The organism is Stenotrophomonas sp. YJH_SMC_69, assembly GCF_059370495.1.
This window is the reverse complement of the sequence record NZ_JCAFTS010000015.1, coordinates 73,590-93,386: the sequence shown is the minus strand read 5'-3', so window position 1 is coordinate 93,386 and position 19,797 is coordinate 73,590. Positions and strand designations below refer to the sequence as shown.

The 19,797-nt window shown below is 65.6% G+C and carries 16 protein-coding genes, 12 tRNA genes and 1 pseudogene; 5 read left to right on the top strand and 24 right to left on the bottom strand.

All coding sequences use genetic code 11. The features are described from left to right. Positions 1-182 precede the first annotated feature (182 nt). Positions 183-273 (bottom strand) — tRNA-Ser (locus AC5P8F_RS19630). Between the two features lie 165 nt (positions 274-438). Between AC5P8F_RS19630 and AC5P8F_RS19625 the strand changes: the two genes are divergently transcribed. Then, complete coding sequence (locus AC5P8F_RS19625; protein ID WP_014036153.1) at positions 439-1,143, top strand: PP2C family protein-serine/threonine phosphatase; 705 nt, start codon at positions 439-441, stop codon at positions 1,141-1,143. Positions 1,144-1,254: 111 nt separating this feature from the next. Here AC5P8F_RS19625 and dnaQ read toward each other — a convergent pair whose 3' ends face one another. Genes dnaQ through AC5P8F_RS19610 form a run of 3 tightly spaced genes read right to left on the bottom strand, consistent with a single transcriptional unit; the run spans position 1,255 to position 3,100 of the window. Next, positions 1,255-1,986 (bottom strand): DNA polymerase III subunit epsilon, encoded by a 732-nt coding sequence (dnaQ, locus tag AC5P8F_RS19620; protein ID WP_014036152.1) that lies wholly within the window; start codon positions 1,984-1,986, stop codon positions 1,255-1,257. Between the two features lie 4 nt (positions 1,987-1,990). Further along, positions 1,991-2,443: a ribonuclease HI gene (gene rnhA / locus AC5P8F_RS19615; protein ID WP_014646157.1), complete on the bottom strand. Its 453-nt coding sequence runs from the start codon at positions 2,441-2,443 to the stop codon at positions 1,991-1,993. 12 nt (positions 2,444-2,455) lie between these two features. Further along, positions 2,456-3,100: a methyltransferase domain-containing protein gene (locus AC5P8F_RS19610; RefSeq protein WP_041863105.1), complete on the bottom strand. Its 645-nt coding sequence runs from the start codon at positions 3,098-3,100 to the stop codon at positions 2,456-2,458. Positions 3,101-3,111: 11 nt separating this feature from the next. Between AC5P8F_RS19610 and gloB the strand changes: the two genes are divergently transcribed. Together gloB and AC5P8F_RS19600 are read left to right on the top strand one after the other, a co-directional pair. Beyond that, the gene (gloB, locus tag AC5P8F_RS19605; protein ID WP_014646155.1) at positions 3,112-3,876 is read left to right on the top strand and encodes a hydroxyacylglutathione hydrolase; all 765 of its coding nucleotides are present in this window, start codon (positions 3,112-3,114) and stop codon (positions 3,874-3,876) included. Then, positions 3,873-5,075 (top strand): lytic transglycosylase domain-containing protein, encoded by a 1,203-nt coding sequence (locus AC5P8F_RS19600; RefSeq protein ID WP_046429131.1) that lies wholly within the window; start codon positions 3,873-3,875, stop codon positions 5,073-5,075. Before gloB ends, AC5P8F_RS19600 begins: the two co-directional genes overlap by 4 nt. 175 nt (positions 5,076-5,250) lie before the next feature. On the opposite strand, the gene AC5P8F_RS19595 is transcribed toward AC5P8F_RS19600, so the two are convergent. From AC5P8F_RS19595 to AC5P8F_RS19510, 18 genes are all read right to left on the bottom strand, one after another. After that, positions 5,251-7,206 (bottom strand): peptidyl-prolyl cis-trans isomerase, encoded by a 1,956-nt coding sequence (locus AC5P8F_RS19595; RefSeq protein ID WP_495228825.1) that lies wholly within the window; start codon positions 7,204-7,206, stop codon positions 5,251-5,253. 181 nt (positions 7,207-7,387) lie between these two features. Next, a tRNA-Asp gene (locus AC5P8F_RS19590) sits at positions 7,388-7,464 on the bottom strand. A 106-nt stretch (positions 7,465-7,570) separates the two neighbouring features. Continuing rightward, positions 7,571-7,647: transfer RNA gene (locus AC5P8F_RS19585), tRNA-Asp, on the bottom strand. An 87-nt stretch (positions 7,648-7,734) separates the two neighbouring features. Beyond that, positions 7,735-7,811 (bottom strand) — tRNA-Asp (locus tag AC5P8F_RS19580). A gap of 82 nt (positions 7,812-7,893) precedes the next feature. Continuing rightward, a tRNA-Asp gene (locus tag AC5P8F_RS19575) sits at positions 7,894-7,970 on the bottom strand. 26 nt (positions 7,971-7,996) lie between these two features. Next, positions 7,997-8,071, bottom strand: a tRNA-Val gene (locus tag AC5P8F_RS19570). Positions 8,072-8,082: 11 nt separating this feature from the next. Beyond that, positions 8,083-8,355: an HU family DNA-binding protein gene (locus AC5P8F_RS19565; RefSeq protein ID WP_004146343.1), complete on the bottom strand. Its 273-nt coding sequence runs from the start codon at positions 8,353-8,355 to the stop codon at positions 8,083-8,085. A 219-nt stretch (positions 8,356-8,574) separates the two neighbouring features. Further along, complete coding sequence (lon, locus tag AC5P8F_RS19560) at positions 8,575-11,022, bottom strand: endopeptidase La (protein ID WP_014646100.1); 2,448 nt, start codon at positions 11,020-11,022, stop codon at positions 8,575-8,577. A gap of 143 nt (positions 11,023-11,165) precedes the next feature. After that, a complete protein-coding gene (gene clpX / locus AC5P8F_RS19555; RefSeq protein WP_014646099.1) occupies positions 11,166-12,455 on the bottom strand; it encodes an ATP-dependent Clp protease ATP-binding subunit ClpX in 1,290 nt (429 codons plus the stop codon). 126 nt (positions 12,456-12,581) lie between these two features. Further along, positions 12,582-13,208 carry an ATP-dependent Clp endopeptidase proteolytic subunit ClpP gene (clpP, locus tag AC5P8F_RS19550; protein WP_019659528.1) on the bottom strand — a complete coding sequence of 209 codons (627 nt, stop codon included), beginning with the start codon at positions 13,206-13,208 and terminating at the stop codon, positions 12,582-12,584. Positions 13,209-13,282: 74 nt separating this feature from the next. Further along, on the bottom strand, positions 13,283-14,578 hold the full coding sequence (tig, locus tag AC5P8F_RS19545) for a trigger factor (RefSeq protein ID WP_014646097.1): 1,296 nt from the start codon (positions 14,576-14,578) through the stop codon (positions 13,283-13,285). A 189-nt stretch (positions 14,579-14,767) separates the two neighbouring features. Next, positions 14,768-14,852: transfer RNA gene (locus tag AC5P8F_RS19540), tRNA-Leu, on the bottom strand. A gap of 139 nt (positions 14,853-14,991) precedes the next feature. Beyond that, positions 14,992-15,360, bottom strand: coding sequence for a hypothetical protein (locus AC5P8F_RS19535; protein ID WP_495220544.1), 369 nt, complete (start codon positions 15,358-15,360; stop codon positions 14,992-14,994). Positions 15,361-15,580: 220 nt separating this feature from the next. Continuing rightward, positions 15,581-15,656, bottom strand: a tRNA-Lys gene (locus tag AC5P8F_RS19530). 196 nt (positions 15,657-15,852) lie between these two features. Then, positions 15,853-15,928, bottom strand: a tRNA-Lys gene (locus tag AC5P8F_RS19525). Between the two features lie 79 nt (positions 15,929-16,007). Next, a tRNA-His gene (locus tag AC5P8F_RS19520) sits at positions 16,008-16,084 on the bottom strand. A 174-nt stretch (positions 16,085-16,258) separates the two neighbouring features. Then, positions 16,259-16,335, bottom strand: a tRNA-Arg gene (locus AC5P8F_RS19515). A 39-nt stretch (positions 16,336-16,374) separates the two neighbouring features. Then, positions 16,375-16,451 (bottom strand) — tRNA-Pro (locus AC5P8F_RS19510). Positions 16,452-16,631: 180 nt separating this feature from the next. On the opposite strand from AC5P8F_RS19510, the gene AC5P8F_RS19505 reads away from it, so the two are divergent. Both AC5P8F_RS19505 and AC5P8F_RS19500 read left to right on the top strand, forming a co-directional pair. Further along, positions 16,632-17,390, top strand: coding sequence for a Bax inhibitor-1/YccA family protein (locus AC5P8F_RS19505; protein WP_495220543.1), 759 nt, complete (start codon positions 16,632-16,634; stop codon positions 17,388-17,390). An 89-nt stretch (positions 17,391-17,479) separates the two neighbouring features. After that, positions 17,480-18,100 (top strand): flavin reductase family protein, encoded by a 621-nt coding sequence (locus AC5P8F_RS19500; RefSeq protein WP_014646094.1) that lies wholly within the window; start codon positions 17,480-17,482, stop codon positions 18,098-18,100. 11 nt (positions 18,101-18,111) lie between these two features. Here the strand turns inward: AC5P8F_RS19500 and AC5P8F_RS19495 are convergent. Together AC5P8F_RS19495 and AC5P8F_RS19490 are read right to left on the bottom strand one after the other, a co-directional pair. Next, a pseudogene (locus AC5P8F_RS19495) lies at positions 18,112-18,782 on the bottom strand (sulfite exporter TauE/SafE family protein). Between the two features lie 106 nt (positions 18,783-18,888). Next, positions 18,889-19,797: a LysR family transcriptional regulator gene (locus tag AC5P8F_RS19490; RefSeq protein ID WP_032961780.1), complete on the bottom strand. Its 909-nt coding sequence runs from the start codon at positions 19,795-19,797 to the stop codon at positions 18,889-18,891.

The window sequence follows — 19,797 nt, the reverse complement described above, 5'->3', positions numbered from 1 at the left end:
GTGATGCATCTGGAGGACCAAGCCCCTCTGTTGAGGGGCTGCCCCGACAGGGGCGGGGAGAGGCCGGCAAAGGGAGGGGCCCACGCGTTGCGCAGCAACGTGTGGGGCGACGCGCAGAGCGCGTCGCGTCCCGCGCCAGATAAAGAAAAAGGGCTGCCTTTCGGCAGCCCTTTTTCTTTATCTGGCGGAGAGGGGGGGATTCGAACCCCCGAGGCGCTATAAACGCCTGCCTGATTTCGAGTCAGGTACATTCAACCACTCTGCCACCTCTCCGGGTGGTCCCCGGCGGACCGGGGACGCGCATCATACGAGGAAGTCAGGCCGACGACAAGTCATTCCGGTCAATGAAGTGAAAATTTCCTGGATGCATGCCTTGCCGGATGCCCGCAGCCCCCCGATGATGCCTGTCTCCCCAGCAATACCCCGCCCCTGCACACCATGATCGAATTCGGACACCTCACCCACCCCGGCCTGCGCCGCGAGCTCAACGAAGACACCTACTACGGTGACAGCGAGCTGGCCCTGTGGCTGGTGGCCGATGGCATGGGCGGCCACGCCTGCGGCGAGGTGGCCAGCGCGCTGGCGCGCGAAACCATCGTGCGCGAGATCCGCCGTGGCGCGCCGCTGGCCCAGGCCATCCGCACCGCCGACGAAGAGATCATCCGCGCCTCGCGGCGGCGCAACGACACCCTGCCGATGGGTACCACCGTGGTCGCCGCACGCGTGCAGGGCAATCGCTATGAAGTGGCATGGGTCGGCGACAGCCGTGCCTACCTCTGGCGTGACGGCCAGCTGGCACAGCTCAGCCAGGATCACAGCGTGGTGCAGGAACTGGTCGCGCAGGGCAACCTGACGGCCGAACAGGCACGCGCGCATCCACATCGCAACGTGGTCACCCAGGCGCTGGGCGTCACCGATCCGGCACACCTGAACGTGGCCACCACCAGCGGCGAGCTGCGCCCCGGCATGCAGCTGCTGCTGTGCAGTGACGGCCTGACCGAGGAAGTGGACGACCGCGGCATCGCCCGCACTCTCGCCTTCGAGGATGCAAGCGCACAGGAATGCGTGGACACGCTGGTCGCCGCCGCGCTCGACGGCGGTGGCCGCGACAACATCAGCGTGATCCTGGTGCGCTGCCATTAACCCGTAGATCCACGCCATGCGTGGAGGCGGTAGTGCCGGCCGCTGGCCGGCTCACCGGGAAACGTGTTCACGCAGATGCCGGCCAGCGGCCGGCACTACCTCTTCCAGGCATTACGCGCTGGCGGGCTCTTCCACCTTCGGCCCATCCCACAGTGCGTGGCCGGCCTTCTTGCGCAGCCGCTCCAGCCGCGCGGCATGCGCTTCCAGCTCCGACGGCGTGGCCACTACGCGCGGGCGCGGCAGCAGCTTGCTGGTATCGAAGGCCTGCAGCGCCGCACCGGCGCCACCGCCATCGTCATCCCCCAGGCCGAATCCGATCTCTTCCTGCCCCGAGGTCAGCGCGATGTACACGTCACCCAGGATCTGCGCATCGAGCAGGCCGCCGTGCAGCGCACGGTGCGAGTTGTCAACGCCCAGTCGCTTGCACAGCGCATCCAGCGAATTGCGCTGGCCCGGGAAGCGCTCGCGCGCCATCACCAGGGTATCGATCACCGTGCAGCGATCGGTGATCTTCCCGTACTGCGGGCCCAGCAGCGACAGCTCGTTGTCGAGGAAGCCCAGGTCGAACGCCGCGTTGTGGATGATCAGCTCGGCGCCATCGATGAAGGCCAGGAACTCATCGGCGATCTGCGCGAAGTCCGGCTTGTCAGCCAGGAACTCCAGGGTCAGGCCGGTGACTTCCTGCGCGCCCTGTTCGAACTCGCAGTCCGGCTTGATGTACTGGTGGTAGTTGTTGCCGGTCGGGCGGCGCTTGAACAGCTCCACGCAGCCGATTTCGACGATGCGGTTGCCCTTCTTCCATTCCAGGCCGGTGGTTTCGGTATCGAGGATGATCTGACGCATGGCCTCAGTTTACCGGGCTGGCGTCGCGGATCTGGATGGCCGCGTTGCGCGCCAGCGTATCCACCCGCTCGTTGTCCGGGTCACCGGAGTGGCCCTTTACCCAGCGCCAGTCGATCTGATGCCGCAGCGTCGCGGCATGCAGGCGCTCCCACAGCTCGCGGTTCTTCACCGGGTCGCCGCCGGCGGTCTTCCAGTTCTTGCGGATCCAGCCGGGCAGCCACTGCGTCAGGCCCTGCCGCACGTACTGCGAATCGGTATAGAGCACGATGTTGCAGGGCTCGGTGAGCGTCTCCAACCCGGAAATGGCCGCCATCAGCTCCATCCGGTTGTTGGTGGTGTGCGCTTCGCCGCCGCTCAGTTCACGCTCGTGGCCCTTGTAGCGCAGCAGCGCAGCCCAGCCGCCGGGGCCGGGATTGCCAAGGCAGGAACCGTCGGTGTGGATTTCGATGGTTTTCAATACAACTCCAGATCAGGTGGCAACGGTGCCGAGCCAACGCACCGGCAACGGTTTCGGCCCGGGCAGGGCCAGCGTGCGCTTTTCAGCATGGAACAGGCAGGCCGCGCGCAGCGGCGCCCAACCGCCCGTGCGGCGACTGCCTGCACCGCGCCAGAGCGGGCCGAGGTAACGCATATCGTCGCACTCCAGCCCGTGGCGGCCGAGCAGCAGGCGGATCCGCTGTGGCGTGCGCACCACCAGTCCGTGCTGGCGCCAATGCGTGCGGTAAGGGCTGAACGGGTTGAGGCTGCTCAGCCACAGGTGGCCGCCCGGCATCAGCACGCGCTCGCACTCGTCCAGCAGTCGCTCCGCATCGCCCGCGGTCACATGCTGCAGCACGACCGCGTTGACGCTCTCGCTGGCCAGCGGCAGCGGCAGCGCACAGCGGGTGTCGCCGGCATAGCCCTGGCCCTGCCGGAACAGCCGCAGCCCGCGCCCGCCCAGCTGCGCATCCTCCAGCCAGGCCGCACTCGGTGCGATCCACAGCCAGGGCTGCGTCGGCAGGACAGACAGCTGCGGCAGCAGCAACTGCCGCTCCAGCACGCGCAAGGAGCCCGCCGGTTCAGTGTCGAACCACGGGGCCTGGCTCGCTTGACGGGTGCTCTGCAGCGCGGGCATGGTCCAATTCTATGCGACTGACTGCCCTGCCCGCATTTGCGGACAACTACATCTGGACGTTGATCGACGACGCTGGCGCCGCCGTGGTCGTCGATCCCGGCGATGCCGCGCCGGTGCTTGCGCTGGCCGATCAGGGCCTGCGCGTGGACACGATCCTGCTCACCCATCACCACGATGACCACATCGGTGGCGTGCCCGCGTTGCAGGCACGTTTTCCCGGTGTACGGGTCATCGCGCCCGTCGAGGAGCGCATCCCTGCAGCGACCGAGCGGGTCGGCGAAGGTGAACGCGTTCAGGCACTGGGCCGGACGTTCCACGTACTATCCGTGCCCGGGCATACCCGCAGCCACATCGCGTTTCACACTGCTGAACATCTTTTCAGCGGAGATTCGTTGTTCAGCCTGGGCTGTGGACGCCTGTTCGAAGGTACGCCGTCCCAGCTGCTGGCATCGATGCGCAAGCTGGGTACCTTGCCCGCGCAACTGCTGCTTTGTTGCGCCCACGAGTACACCGTGTCAAATGCCGTCTTCGCGCGGCATGTCGACCCCGCCAACGCTGCCCTGTGGCAGCGCCAAGAGGAGGCTTTGGCCATGCGCCGCGATGACCGTTCCACCCTGCCGGTAACCCTGGCCAACGAATTCGACTGCAATCCGTTCCTGCGCGTGCACACGGCGCCGATCCGCGCGGCAGTGTCGGCGCACCTGGGCCGCGACGTCGTTGACGACGTCGACGTCATGGCCGGTCTCCGGCACTGGAAAGACGGCTTCCGCGCATGATGCGCCGAAGTCTGCCGCTGGCCCTGGGCCTGGTCCTGGGGCTGGCCGGAACCGCCGGTGCCCAGTCGCTGGGCGCGGGCATCGGCCAGAACCTGGCCGCCGCGGCGGCCCTGCCGCTGGATCCGGCCGCGTTGCCGGCCGCGTCGGTCCGCAATGGCCAGGAGATCTTCTCCAGCTTCCGCGACGGCCTGGCCGAGCCCACCTGCAATGCCGAGGCCACCAGCCCGCGCTGGCAGAAGCAGTTCGCCCACGCCCCGTCGCGCCTGGCCAACCAGGATGACGATGCGCTGGTGCTGTTCGGCTACGTGGTTGAAGAGCTGCGCAAGGCCAACCTGCCTACCGAATTCGCACTGATCCCGTTCGTGGAAAGCGGCTACCGACCCAATGCCCGCAATGGCAGCGGCCCGACCGGCCTGTGGCAGTTCATCGCCACCACCGCGCGCAACCACCGCGTGCCCATGGCCAACGGCTACGACGGCCGCCTGTCGGCGGTCGATTCCACCCAGGCCGCAGTGCGCTACCTGAAGACCCTGCACGGCATGTTCGGCGGCGACTGGCGCCTGGCCACCATGGCCTACAACGCCGGTGAGTACCGCGTGTTGCAGTCCATGCGCAAGGCGGGCATGAACGCGCAGAACGCCAAGCCGTCGGCGCTGCCCGGCCTGTCGCCGGTCACCCATGCCTACGTCGAGAAGCTGCATGCCCTGGCCTGCGTGCTGGAAGACGTGGAAGACCAGCCGGGCGTGATGGCCTCGCTGGACCGCACCGTGCCGGTGCTGAAGGACCACACCCTGCCCGCCGGCACCAGCGTCCAGCAGTGGGCCGCACAGCGCGCCCTGGACCCGGCCAGGATCGCCCGCCTCAACCCCGCCCTGGCGGGCGGTGGCCGCGCCTCGTCGGGTACCACCCGCGTGCTGGCTCCTGTCTCGGCTGCCAATGCGACGGTGGCGGACACCGCATCCGCCCTGGTCGCCAGCGCTGCGCCAGTCGCCACCGCAGCACCGACGCCGCAGGTGGCCAAGACCGTCGCCGCGATCGCTGATCGTCCGCGCAGCCGCCGCCACACCGTGCGTGATGGCGAGTCGGCCTGGACCATCGCCCGCCGCTACGGCATGCCGGTCAAGGCCCTGTTGTCGCTGAACGGCCTGAGCGGCAGCAGCGTGCTGAAGCCGGGCGCCGTGCTGCGCGTGGAAGACTGAGTCCGGCGCGGCACCGCCGCGCCCTGCCCTGTTTCCTGCAGAGCCGAGCCCTTGCTCGGCTTTTTCATGCCTGCGCCCGGCAGACGCAGTCGAGCATGGCTCGACGCTACACATCGGCAGGCACAAAAAAAGGCCCGGCAATGCCGGGCCTTCTTCGATCTGCTCGCCGCAAGGCTTACAGGTTCGCCTCGGTGGTCTGGATCACGAACTTCTTGCGCATCGCCTTGATGTAGGCCTTGGCCGCGGCCATGCCATCGATCTGGCTCAGCTGTTCCTTCAGCTGCTTCTGCTGCTCTGCAGTCACTTCCTTGATGTCGCCCGGATTGACCTTGTTCACCGCGAACAGCAGCGCGTGGCCATTGACGTCGACCTTGCCATAGCTCGGCTTGCCTTCGGCCGGCACCGGCGCACTGAAGATCGCGCGGTTGATTTCCGGGGTCGGCACCGGCTGGCTGCGCGGCAGGCCCGGCATCGGGCTCAGCTGCAGCTTCTCGCTGGCGGCCAGCGACTGCAAGGTGGCACCCGCCTTCAGCTTGGCCAGGATCGCATCGGCCGCCTTGTCGCTGGCCTGGCGCTGGCGGTCAGCGCGGATCGCGGCGATCACCTGGTCACGAGCCTTGTCCAGCGGCAGGGCCTGTTCCGGGGTGTGCGCAGCCACGCGGATGACCACGCTGTGGTTGGTCGCGCCCCCCAGGGCGATCGGGTCACTGGCGGTACCGTCCTGCACCAGCACGTCGGAGAACGCCGCACGCAGCACGGCCGGGTCAGCCGCGATGCCACTGGCGGTCGCGCGGGTGATCGGGCCCAGCGTCTGCAGCGGCAGGTTCACTTCCTTGGCGGCAGCGGCCAGGTCGCTCGGGCTCTTGTTGATGGCATCGACCAGGCGACCGGCCAGCTCGTTGAAGCCACGCTCACCGTCGGCCTTCAGCTGTTCGGCGGCCAGCGTGTCACGCACTTCCTCGAACGACTTGCCCTGGCCACCGCGCACAGCGGCCACCTTGATGATGTGGTAACCGAACTCGGTCTTCACCGGGCCGATCACATCACCGGCCTTGGCCGCAAACAGCGCGTCCTCGAACGGCTTCACCATCGCACCGCGCTCGACCCAACCCAGGTCCCCGCCCTGTTCCTTGGAGCCCGGATCTTCCGAATTGGCCTTGGCCAGCGCGCCGAAATCGGCACCAGCGGCCTTGGCTTCGGCAGCGATCTTGCTCGCCTTGGCTTCTGCACCGTCACCGGTGATCAGGATGTGCGAGGCCTGGCGCTGCTCCGGCGAGGTGAACTTCGCCTTCTCGTCTTCATAGCGCTTGCGCAGGGTGGCTTCATCGGCCGCCGCCGGTGCCGGCAGGTTCGCGCCGTTGATCTCGACGTACTCCAGCGACACGCTCTCGGCCTGGCGGAAATCCTTGCCGTGGCTGTCGTACCACTGCTTGATCTGCTCATCGGTGACCGGCGCGGTATCGGCCGGTACGGGCGGCAACGCGGCCAGCTCGACATCGCGGGTTTCGCCCAGCAGCTTCAACAGGCGCTCGGTCTCTGCCTGGGTGACGAAGCCGGAGCTCTGCAGGCCCGACGGAATCACCGACTGCTGCAGGCTCTCGCGCACCAGCTCCTGGAACTGGGTCGGCGTACGCGGCGGGTTGCCGCCGGCCAGGGCCAGGCGATAGTTGTTCTCGTTGAACTTGCCGTTCGAATCGAGGAATGCGGGCATGGTCGCGATGTACTCGCGCACCGCGCCGTCGCCGATCACCACGCCCGCCTGCTCACCGACCAGGCGCACGACCTGCTCGTCGATCAGCTGGTCGAGCACGGCCATCTTGTTCTCGGTGCTCTCGAACGCGCGCGGGTCGAAGTTGTCGCCCTGCTGCTGGCGCTCACGCATGCGCTCCTGCTCGAAACGCGTGCGGAAATCCTGCGAGCTGATCTCGTGGTGCTGCCACAGCATGCGCACCGGCCACCACGACGGCGCCGAACGCCACCAGGTCGGCGGCGCGGAAACCTTGGCCACGTTCTGTGCGCCAACGCCACCGAGGTAGCTGTTGTCGATCACGAACAGGAACGGAATCATCAGCAGCCCCAGGATCACAGTGACGATCCAGCCTGAGGTCTTGTCGCGGAGTTTCTGCAGCATGGTGAGGAATCACAAGGCCTTATTGGCGAGCCCGGCAGTGTAACCCGCTTCGCCGCAGGGACCAAAAGCAGCGCCAGCGCGGCCTGCGCCCACATCGGCAGGCATGCGCCATCCGCGTGTCGGCCATTTCCACCATGGCGCAAAGAAAAAGCCCCCGGCTTGCGCCGAGGGCTTTTGAAGTTGGCGGAGCGGACGGGACTCGAACCCGCGACCTCCGGCGTGACAGGCCAGCATTCTAACCAGCTGAACTACCGCTCCGCGCTTGAACTTTGCAGGCGCCCAGTATATCCGAAGACTGTCTGGAAACCCAGCCCGATGAACACTTTTTTCAAAGTTTTTTCACAGGGACTTAAGAATTCTGCAATGGCGGAGCGGACGGGACTCGAACCCGCGACCTCCGGCGTGACAGGCCAGCATTCTAACCAGCTGAACTACCGCTCCGTTCTTGCAAAAACCTTTTCGCCTTCCTTCCGAACCTGTCGGTGAGAAGACAAGGCCCCCAGCTTCAGGCCGGGGGCCTCGATGTAGTGGCGGAGCGGACGGGACTCGAACCCGCGACCTCCGGCGTGACAGGCCAGCATTCTAACCAGCTGAACTACCGCTCCGCGTTGTTACCTTTTTTGCTTTCAGCCGGCCTGGACCGGGAGAAAACAAAGCCTCCAGCTTTTGGCCGGAGGCCTCGTTGAATGGCGGAGCGGACGGGACTCGAACCCGCGACCTCCGGCGTGACAGGCCAGCATTCTAACCAGCTGAACTACCGCTCCACACTCAAACTTTTACCGCGGTGCTGTGGTGGGTGCTGAGGGTTTCGAACCCCCGACCCTCTCCGTGTAAAGGAGACGCTCTACCGCTGAGCTAAGCACCCCAGCGAGCCGCTTAGTTTACAGCATCCTTCAGGGCCTTACCAGCCTTGAACGACGGATTCTTCGAAGCAGCGATCTTGATGGTGTCGCCGGTCTTCGGGTTGCGGCCGGTGCGGGCAGCACGGTCGCGGACCTGGAAGGTACCGAAGCCAACCAGGGTGACCGCATCGCCGTCCTTCAGCGCCTTGGTGACGGCAGCAACGACGGCATCGACAGCGCGGCTGGACTCGGCCTTGGTCAGGTCTGCAGCTTCAGCAACGGCATCGATCAATTCGGTCTTGTTCATTCTCTACAACTCCTTTGGCGGTGGGTTCCGCTTATTCGACAGGGAAGCAACCGCACGCGCTCTGCATGCGGCCGCCATGTGGAAACGGTTCGCCGAATTCAGCGATCGCCAGACTGCGATCACTCATTCGCGAGTGCTGCTTTTATACCAGTGGCCCTACCCCCACGCAAGCTGGAAAGCCAGCAACGACGCGGGTTTCGGGCCATTGGACAGCGCGCGTCAATGCTTGACGCGCGCGTTTCCACTCGGTTTGGCCTTGCTGCGCACCGTGACACGTTGCGCACTCTTGCGCGCCTTCTTCGGTGCCAACGGACGCTCCAGCGCCAGGTCCAGGACTTCTTCGATGTACTTCACCGGCACGATCTCCAGATCGCGGGTGACGTTGGCCGGGATGTCGGCCAGGTCCTTGCGGTTCTCCTCGGGAATGATGACCGTGCGGATTCCGCCACGCAGTGCGGCCAGCAGCTTCTCCTTCAGTCCACCGATGGCCGTGACGCGACCACGCAGGGTGATCTCGCCGGTCATCGCCACGTCGGCACGCACCGGCACCTTGGTCAGCATCGATACCAGCGAGGTGACCATCGCCGCGCCGGCACTCGGGCCGTCCTTCGGCGTAGCGCCATCGGGCACATGCAGGTGCACGTCGTGCTTCTGCAGGAAGTCGCTGTCGATGCCGAAGCCGACGGCGCGCGAACGCACCACCGACAGCGCCGCTGAAGCCGATTCCTTCATCACGTTGCCGAGCTGGCCGGTCAGGATCAGCTGGCCCTTGCCCGGCACCAGCGTCGATTCGATCTGCAGCAGATCGCCACCCACCTCGGTCCAGGCCAGGCCGGTGACCAGGCCGATCTCGTTCTCTTCCTCGGCACGGCCGAAGTCGAAGCGACGCACGCCCAGGTACTTGTCCAGGTTCTTGCTGGACACGCTCACCAGCGCCTTCTTCTTCGCGCCCTTCTTCGCCTTCACCGGCTGCGGGCCGGCCAGCGCGATCTCCTTCACCACCTTGCGGCAGATCTTGGCGATCTCGCGTTCCAGGTTGCGCACGCCCGACTCGCGCGTGTAGTAGCGCACGATGTCCTGGATGGCGTCACTGCCGATCTCCAGCTCTTCGGGCTGCAGGCCGTTGGCCTTGACCTGCTTGGGCACCAGGTAACGGGTGGCGATGTTGAGCTTCTCATCCTCGGTGTAGCCGGGGATGCGGATCACTTCCATGCGGTCCAGCAGCGGGCCGGGAATGTTGAGCGAGTTCGAGGTGGCCACGAACATCACTTCAGACAGGTCCAGGTCCACTTCCAGGTAGTGGTCGTTGAACGCGTTGTTCTGCTCAGGGTCGAGCACTTCCAGCAACGCCGAGGACGGATCGCCGCGGAAATCCATCGACATCTTGTCGATCTCGTCGAGCACGAACAGCGGGTTCTTGCTGCCGACCTTGTTGAGGTTCTGCACGATGCGGCCCGGCATCGAACCGACGTAGGTGCGACGGTGGCCACGGATCTCGGCCTCGTCACGCACGCCGCCCAGCGACATGCGCACGAACTTGCGGTTGGTGGCCTTGGCGATCGACTGTCCCAGCGAGGTCTTGCCCACGCCCGGCGGCCCGACCAGGCACAGGATCGGGCCCTTCATCTGCTTCACGCGCGACTGCACCGCCAGGTATTCAAGGATGCGTTCCTTGACCTTCTCCAGCCCGTAGTGATCGGCATCGAGGGTGTCCTGCGCCACCTTCAGGTCCTTGCGAACCTTGCTGCGCTTCTTCCACGGCACGCCCAGCAACCACTCCAGGTAGTTGCGCACGACCGCCGCTTCGGCCGACATCGGCGACATCTGCTTGAGCTTGTTCAGCTCGTTGCGCGCCTTGGCCTCAACGGCCTTCGGCATGCCGGCCTCGGCGATCTTGCGCGCCAGCTCTTCAAGCTCGCCAGGCGCATCGTCCAGGTCACCCAGTTCCTTCTGGATGGCCTTCATCTGTTCGTTGAGGTAGTACTCGCGCTGGCTCTTCTCCATCTGCGACTTCACGCGGCCGCGGATGCGCTTCTCCATCTGCTGCACGTCGATCTCGCCGTCGACCAGGCCGACCAGCATCTCCAGGCGGTCACCGACGGCCAGCGTTTCCAGCAGGCGCTGCTTGTCGGCCAGGCGCACGCTGATGTGCGCGGCGATGGTGTCGGCCAGGCGCGCCGGCTCATCAATGCCCGACAGCGTCTGCAGCAGTTCCGGCGGCAGCTTGCGGTTGGTCTTCACGTACTGCTCGAACAGCGACATCAGCGAGCGGGCGATCGCCTCGACCTCGCGCGCTTCGCGCTCGTCGCTGGCGTCGATCTCCACGGCCTGGCCGTGCAGCGAGCCGTTGCGCTCGTCAACGTGGGTGACCTGCACGCGCGACAGGCCTTCGACCAGCACCTTGATGGTGCCGTCGGGCAGCTTCAGCAGCTGCAGCACCTGCGCCAGCGTACCGACCTGGTAGAGGTCGGCCGCATGCGGGTCGTCGGTTTCGGCCGACTTCTGCGCCAGCAGCAGGATGCGCTTGTCCGCCTCCATTGCCTGTTCGAGCGCGTGCATGGACTTGTCACGGCCGACGAACAGCGGAATGACCATGTGCGGGAACACCACTACGTCGCGCAGCGGCAGGACCGGCAGGTCGAGGGTTTCACTTGGGGAACGGGCCATGGGGGCTCCAGGGAAGGGGGAAAACCGCCTCCGGGAGGGCATCTTCCGGAGACAAAAAAAGCCGATGGCCCCGTTATGGGGCCATCGGCTTTCAGATGCAAGGCATTCCTTGAAAATCCTTTCCAATCAACAACCTGGAAGGATCACTCGGCGCCTGCGGCCTTCTGTTCAGGGACCGCCGGGGTCTGGTAGATCAGGTACGGCTCGGACTTGTGCTCGATCACCGATTCGTCCACCACCACCTTGCTGACGTTTTCCTGCGACGGCAGGTCGTACATGGTGTCCAGCAGGACCGATTCGACGATGGTGCGCAGGCCACGGGCACCGGTCTTGCGCTTGAGCGCCTTCCTGGCGATGGCCGACAACGCGTCCGGACGGAACTCCAGCTCGACGTTCTCCATCTCGAACAGCTTCTTGAACTGCTTGGTGATGGCGTTCTTCGGCTCGGTCAGGATCTTGATCAGGGCCGGCTCGTCCAGCTCCTCCAGGGTCGCCACCACCGGCAGGCGGCCGACGAACTCCGGAATCAGGCCGAACTTGATCAGGTCTTCCGGCTCGACTTCGGCCAGCACCTTGCCCACTTCCTGCTTGCGCTCGCTGCTCTTCACCTTGGCGCCGAAGCCGATGCTGCCGACGTCGGTGGAACGGGCCTGGATCACCTTGTCCAGCCCGGCGAACGCGCCGCCGCAGATGAACAGGATGTTCTTGGTGTCCACCTGCAGGAATTCCTGCTGCGGATGCTTGCGCCCGCCCTGCGGCGGAACGCTGGCCACGGTGCCTTCGATCAGCTTCAGCAGGGCCTGCTGCACGCCTTCGCCGGACACATCGCGGGTGATCGACGGGTTCTCGCTCTTGCGCGAGATCTTGTCGATTTCATCGATGTAGACGATGCCCTGCTGTGCCTTCTCGACGTCGTAGTCGCACTTCTGCAGCAGCTTCTGGATGATGTTCTCCACGTCCTCGCCCACGTAACCGGCTTCGGTCAGCGTGGTGGCGTCGGCCATGGTGAACGGCACGTTGAGCAGGCGGGCCAGGGTTTCGGCCAGCAGCGTCTTGCCCGAACCGGTCGGGCCGACCAGCAGGATGTTCGACTTCGCCAGTTCGACGTCGTCGTTCTTCTGCCGGCTCTCGATGCGCTTGTAGTGGTTGTACACGGCCACGGCCAAGGTGCGCTTGGCGCGGTTCTGGCCGATCACGTACTGGTCCAGGACCTCGAGGATCTCGCGCGGCTTGGGCAGCGAACTGCGCGCCGACTGCGCCTTTTCCTCAAGTTCCTCACGGATGATGTCGTTGCACAGCTCCACGCACTCATCGCAGATGAATACGCTCGGACCCGCAATCAGCTTGCGCACTTCATGCTGGCTCTTGCCGCAGAAAGAGCAGTAGAGGATCTTGCCGGTGTCCGTGGAACGACCTTGGCGGTCTTCGCTCATGCTTCGCTTACCCAGTTACCCCACCCGCTGAACGGGGGTTCGATTCGAGAATAGCACAGGGCCGAGGGGACACCAGTCCCGCCCGACCCTGCAGGAACGGGGCCTCCCTGGCCCCGTGAAGGCCGGTCAACCGGCCTGGATCGACTCATCCGGACGACGCTCCAGGACCTGGTCGACCAGACCGTAGGCCTGCGCCTCGAAGGCGCTCTTGAAGTTGTCGCGCTCGGTGTCGCGGGCGATCGTCTCCAGCGACTGGCCGGTGTGCTTGGCCAGGATCTCGTTCAGGCGCGAACGCAGGGTCAGGATCTCACGCGCGTGGATGTCGATGTCGGTGGCCTGGCCCTGGTAGCCGCCCAGCGGCTGGTGGATCATCACGCGCGAGTTCGGCAGCGCATAGCGCTTGCCGGCTTCGCCCGCGGCCAGCAGCAGGGCGCCCATCGAGGCGGCCTGGCCGATGCAGGTGGTGCTCACATTCGGCTTGATGTACTGCATGGTGTCGTAGATCGCCATGCCGGCGGTGACCACGCCACCCGGCGAGTTGATGTAGATGTTGATGTCCTTTTCCGGGTTCTCCGATTCCAGGAACAGCAACTGCGCCACCACCACGTTGGCCATGTGATCGTCGATCGGGCCCACGAGGAAGATCAGGCGCTCCTTCAACAGGCGCGAATAGATGTCGTAGGCACGCTCGCCGCGGCTGGTCTGCTCGACCACCATCGGAACCAGGTTCAGGGCTTTGGTTCGGTTGTCCATTACGTGAGGTACCTATCTTGGGGGGCAACAACCCCGCGCCGGCAAAGGCGCGGGGCATCCGGTGATCCGCCGGCTTACTGGCGGATCGCGTCCTGGAACGACAGCTTCTCTTCGGTGTGCTGGGCACGCTCGGCGATCCAGTCGATCACCTGCTCTTCCATCACACGGTTCTGCAGGCCAGACATCAGCTGGGGGTCGTTACGGTACATCTCAATGACCTGCTCCGGCTCTTCGTAGGTCGAGGCGATCAGACGCATCGTTTCGTTCAGGCGCTTGGCTTCCAGGCGCAGGTCGTTGATGCGGGCCACTTCACCGACCAGCAGGCCGACCAGCACGCGCTTGGCGGCGGCGTCCTTGAAGCCTTCGTGGGCATCGGCCGGGATCTCGCCGACGTTCTGGCCGTTGCGGCGCAGCTGCTCGACCTGCTGGGCCAGCATGGCGCGGGCTTCGTTCTCGACCAGGCGCGGCGGCATTTCCACCGACGAGTAGGCCGCGATCAGCTGCTCGCCCACTTCGCGGCGCAGGCGGTTCATCAGCGCGCCCTTCAGCTCACGCTCCAGGTTGGCGCGGATGTCGCTGCGGAACTGCTCGACGTCGCCCCCCTTCACGCCGAAGCTCTTGATGAAGGCTTCGTCGACCGCCGGCACGACCGGCTCGGACACGTCGGCAACCTTGACGGTGACCTGCACGGTCTTGCCGGCCAGCACCGGCACGCGCCAGTCAGCCGGGAACTCGACGTCCAGGGTCTTCTCTTCGCCCTTGGCCAGGCCGACCAGGCCCTTTTCGATGGTGTCGAACATCATGCCCTGGCCGAGCACGATCGAACCCTTCTCGGTGCCCTCGGCCGGCAGGCGCTCTTCGCCGGCCTGCGACCAGGTTTCCACCGCGACCAGGTCACCGTCCTGCGCGCCACGGCTGACCGGGGCCCAGGTACGACGCTGGTTCTGCAGGTTCTCGATCATCTGGTCGATGTCGGCGTCGGTGATCTCGGCGGTGTGGCGCACGACGGTCAGCTTGCTGACGTCGATGTCGCCGAAGTCCGGCACCACTTCCACGGTGGCCACGAAGGAGAACTCACCCTCGTCGCCCTTGTCGATGCGCGGGCTGCCGACGACGCGCAGGTCGTGCTCGCGCACGGCCGCGTCGAAGGTCTCGCGCAGCAGGCCGTCCAGCGCCTCGCCACGGACCTGCGCGCCGAAGCGCTGCTCGATCACCTTGGCCGGCACCTTGCCCGGACGGAACCCCTTGATGCGGGTGGTACGGGCGATTTCGCCCAGGCGGCCGGCGATGTGGCTCTGCAGACGCTCTTCCGGCAGCGAGAAGCTCAGGCGGCGTTCCAGGTTGCCGGTGGATTCGATCGAAGCTTGCATGTTGACTCCTGCCACCGGTGGCCCAGGCCCCCGGCTCGATGATTGGGATGAAACGGTTGTTAGGACACGACGTCTGGGACGCGCCTGCTTGCCGCAGCCCTTTAGTTTCGCCCAATTCGGCCTGCACTGCCAGCGCGTGCCGGTCAAGGGGGCGCCGATGGCCCGATCAGGGCGGGGACAGGCCGGCACTGGTGCGAAAGGGGGGACTCGAACCCCCACGCCTTGCGGCACTGGAACCTAAATCCAGGGCGTCTACCAATTCCGCCACTTTCGCGTGGCCGGCACAGGTGTTCATTGTCGCAGGCGGCGACTGGAATCGGAAGGCCTGCACAAAGCTGAATCCACTACGCTCCGCGCCATCGCTGCATCGCAGCCACTCCGGCGGGTGCGCGACCCGCCGGGCTGGCCGCAGCCTACTGCTGCGGTACCGTGCGGGCCGGCGCCGCACCTGTGCCCGGGTCGACGGCCGCATCCACCTTCCGGACCTCCACGCCCCCATCGTCGGTGCGACGCAGGGCCACCGACGCCGGCGCATCCCTGCGCACATCCACCGAACCGTCCGCATTGCGCTGTACGTCCACCGCGCCGGGCAGGACCTCCCCCTCCGCGGGCCGGGCCGGCCGCAACTGCATGGCGTCGTCGATCTGGCGCGCCGGAATGCGCTCTGCGCCCGCATCACGCTCGACAGCCTGCGCGGGATCATTGCCCGGCGTGCAGGCCGCCAGTGCCATCAACGCGAAGGGAATCCACACCGTGCCGTGCAATCGAGCGATCTCAGCCATCAACATCTTCCTTCCTGCATGCGCCATCGGCGCGAAAGATCTATTGGGTGCGATGCAGGACGCCATGCGGTGAGAAGCAGTGCACAGCATTGAAAACACTGATGACGCGTATGCCCCTGATTTCAGCACTGCTTCAGTAGATCCACGCCATGCGTGGATGAAGCGCAACCCGGCGTGCGGGCAAGAAAAAAGCCACCTGGATGACCAAGTGGCTTTCGTCTGGTGGGCTGTCAAGGATTCGAACCTTGGACCTATTGATTAAGAGTCAACTGCTCTACCAACTGAGCTAACAGCCCGAAATCGGGGCGCGAATTATGACCCGATCCGCTCGGTGGGTGCAAGCACTTTCTTCAACATCGTTGAAACCAGCACTGCGATCCCGATGCGCTGCAGATCCACGCCAGGCGGGGCCCTGCAACGTGTGGCCCATTGAAACGAAAGGGTCACACCTATAAGAAAAAAGCCACCTGGCGTACCAGGTGGCTTCCGTCTTGGTGGGCCGTCAAGGATTCGAACCTTGGACCTATTGATTAAGAGTCAACTGCTCTACCAACTGAGCTAACGGCCCGTGAAACTCAGACGCACATTGTAGCGTGCTTTCTGTTTATTGCAATACCGTTTCGGCTGCGCCGATGCGGTTGAATCAGTGGGGTGGCTGAGGGGATTCGAACCCCCGACCACCGGAATCACAATCCGGTACTCTAACCAACTGAGCTACAGCCACCACTGAAACTTTCGCTCCACCGCCGATACCGCCAGCACTGGAACCTTGAAACCTTGCCTGGAGACTGTCACCGAAGTTCCGGTCCGCCGAAGCGAGTCCGATATTCTGGTGGAGTCTTTACGCTTTTGCAAGCACTTCTTCACATCCGCCGATGCGATCCCGCTGTCCCGCCAATGGCGCGCCCGACAGGAATCGAACCTGTAACCGCCGGCTTAGAAGGCCGGTGCTCTATCCAGTTGAGCTACGGGCGCCCGAACCGGAACGGTGTCCAATCCGACGTGACGTGGGATTGGTCGGGGTAGAGGGATTCGAACCCCCGACATCCTGCTCCCAAAGCAGGCGCGCTACCAGACTGCGCTATACCCCGGTCTTGCAATCCCCTCGGGTCAGGCCCGGGGAGTTGGTCATTGTCGCCAAGCGCGTTGGGAACTGTCAACGAAGGATGCGCAGTTCCGCGGCCTGCCACAACGCCAAAAGCAGTCATCGGCTATGCTCACGCCCATCGGCCGGATGGCCGTCCTGACCCTCATTCGCACGGAGAACACGCATGCGCAGCGGCAACCCGGCTCTTTCCGAGTCGACCTTCCTCGACCTCGCCAGCGGTTCGGTGGTGACCAGCCCCGACCAGGCAATGACCCTCAACGGCACCGTCAACAAGACCGGTTTCCTGCTGCTGTTGACCGTGCTGACGGCCGCTTTCGCCTGGAACCAGACCATCGACGACTACGGCCAGGTCATGGCCGGAGCCAGGTTGTATGCCATGGGCGGCGCCATCGGCGGCCTGGTGCTGGCGCTGATCACCATCTTCAAGAAGGAATGGTCGCCGGTCACCGCGCCGATGTATGCGCTGGTGGAAGGCGTGTTCCTCGGCGCCATCTCGGCCCTGTTCAACGCCAAGTTCTCGGGCATCGTGTTCCAGGCCGTGCTGCTGACCTTCGGCACCCTGTTTGCGCTGCTGTTCGCGTACCGCAGCGGCGTGATCAAGGCCACCGAGAACTTCAAGTTGGGCGTGGTCGCCGCCACCGGCGGCATCGCCCTGCTCTACCTGGCCTCGTTCGTGCTGGGCTTCTTCAACATCAACGTGCCGGTGATCCACGACTCCAGCTGGCTGGGCATCGCCTTCAGCCTGTTCGTGGTGGTCGTGGCGGCGCTGAACCTGGTGCTGGACTTCGACTTCATCGAAACCGGCGTGGCCCAGCGCGCGCCGAAGTACATGGAGTGGTATGGCGCATTCGGCCTGATGGTGACCCTGGTCTGGCTGTATGTGGAGTTCCTGCGCCTGCTGTCGAAGATCCAGCAGCGCTGAGTCCAGCCACGCCGAGAGAGACAAGCCGCGATCCGCAAGGGTCGCGGCTTTTTTGTAGAGTCGAGCAAGCCCACACGTCCCCTGCCCCCATGCCCGACACCTTCCACAGCTACCGCCCGGCAGAGGGCCACCGTCTGCCGCATGACCCGTTCAACGCCATCATCGGCCCGCGCCCGATCGGCTGGATTTCCAGCCGCGACGCACAGGGCACGTTGAACCTGGCGCCCTACAGCTTCTTCAACGCCTTCAACTACACCCCGCCGATCATCGGCTTCTCCAGCCAGGGCCGCAAAGACTCGCTGCGCAACATTGAAGCCACCGGTGAATTCGTGTGGAACCTGGCCACCTTCGACCTGGCCGAGGCGATGAACGAAAGCTGCCGTGCGGTCGCGCCGGATGTCGACGAGTTCGTCCTTGCCGGCCTGACGCCACTGGCCTCAACGCAGGTCACACCGCCCCGCGTGGCACAGAGCCCGGTAAGCATGGAATGCCGCTGCACGCAGATCGTCCGCCTGCGCGATGCCGCCGGCCAGGACACCAACGGCTGGCTGGTGCTGGGCGAAGTGGTGACGGTGCATATCGATGAACGGCTGCTGGTCGATGGCATCTACGACACCGCTGCGGCGGCCCCGATCCTGCGCGGCGGCGGGCCTGCCGACTACTTCCGCATCGGCGCCGGACAGCGCTTCCGCATGTTCCGCCCGACCTGACGTTCAACCGGTTACGGCCGCGCCAGCAGCACCGGCATCGACGACGCCAGCAATGCGATGCCCGACGCGGTCAACAGGCTCAGTACGATCTGCCGGAAGCGCGCCTCGCTGATGCCGATGTAGACGCGCGCACCCAGCAGGGTCGGCACCAGCATCGCCGGCGCCACGATGGCGAAGTACGGCAGCATCTGCCGGCTCACCAGGCCGCTGCCGACATAGGTGGCCATGGTCACTGCCAGCATCGCCAGGTTGAAGTTCTGGATGACCGCGCGCTGCTCGTCCTTGCCGAAGCCACGCAGCGTGCTCCACAGCGTCGGCACCGGTCCGGCGAAACCGCCGATGCCGCTGAGCACCCCACCTGCCATGCCGGCGATCGCGTCACCGATGCGACCACCCACGCGGATCGGCGGCAATGATCGCGCCATCAGCATCACCGGGCACCACAGCGCAGGAAGCCGCCCAGCAGCGCCTTGAACCAGTCCATGTCCAGGTGTGGCAGTACCATCACGCCGAGCGGAATGCCCGCCAGGCCGCCCAGCACGAACGGCAGCAGCAGGCGCAGGTTGAAGCCACGCCGCACGGTGAACACGGCCACCAGCTGACCGACCAGCGCGCCGAACACCGACAGCGCAGCGGCCAGTCGCGGCTCCAGCCCCCATGCCCAGAACGACATCGCTACCATCCCGAAGGCGAAACCGGTCAGGCCCTGTACGAATCCGGCGACGATCGCGCCAAGCGCGACCAGCAGATACACCGACTCCATCATCACCCCGGCTGCAACCGCGCGACTACCCTGCCGCGCTCACCTGTGCAGCGTAGTGCGCCGCGAGATGCTCGACCAGCGCACGCACCTTGGGCGCCAGTGCACGTGCATGCGGGTACAGCGCGAAGTAGCGTCGCTGGCCCGCATGCCAGGCCGGCAGCACGCGGATCAAACGACCGGCGCGCAGATCCTCCTGCACGGTGAAGGCGGTGAACAGGCTGATGCCCATGCCGGCCAGCGCGGCGGCGTACAGTGCGGGCGTGGCATCCACGCGCAGGCGCTGCCCGGCTTCGATGCTCGCGGTTGCGCCGCGCGGCCCCTGCAACTGCCAGGGCGGCATTGCTGGCGTGGGACTGAAACCCAGCAGCGTGTGATGAGCCAGGTCCGCTGCCTGCCGCGGCAGTCCGTGGTGTGCCAGGTAGGCCGGTGCGGCGACCAGGATGCGCGGGCAGCTGGCCAGCTCGCGCGCGACCAGCTGGCTGTCCGGCAGTGAAGCCGCGATGCGCAGGGCCAGGTCGAAACCACCACCGACCACATCGACCAGCTGGTCATCGGCCGACAGGTCCAGCGTGACCTGGGGGTAACGCTGCAGGAATGACGGCAGCCAGTGCGGCAGCTCCTGGCTGGCCACCACCTGCGGCACGCTGATCCTCACGCTTCCACTGGGCTGCGCCTGCCCGGCACGGGCACGGTCGTCGGCTTCCTGCAGGCGGTCCAGCAGCGTTGCCGCCTCACGGTAGTAGTCGCGCCCGGCCTCGGTCAACGACAGCCGGCGGCTGTTGCGATCGAGCAGGCGCACCTGCAGGTGTTCTTCCAGCTGCCGCAGTTGCCGCGACATCGCCGAGTGGGTGGTACCGAGGCGCTCGGCTGCCGCGGTGAAGCTGCCCGCATCGACGATGGCGCGCAGTGCACGCAGGGCAGCGAAGTGATCCAT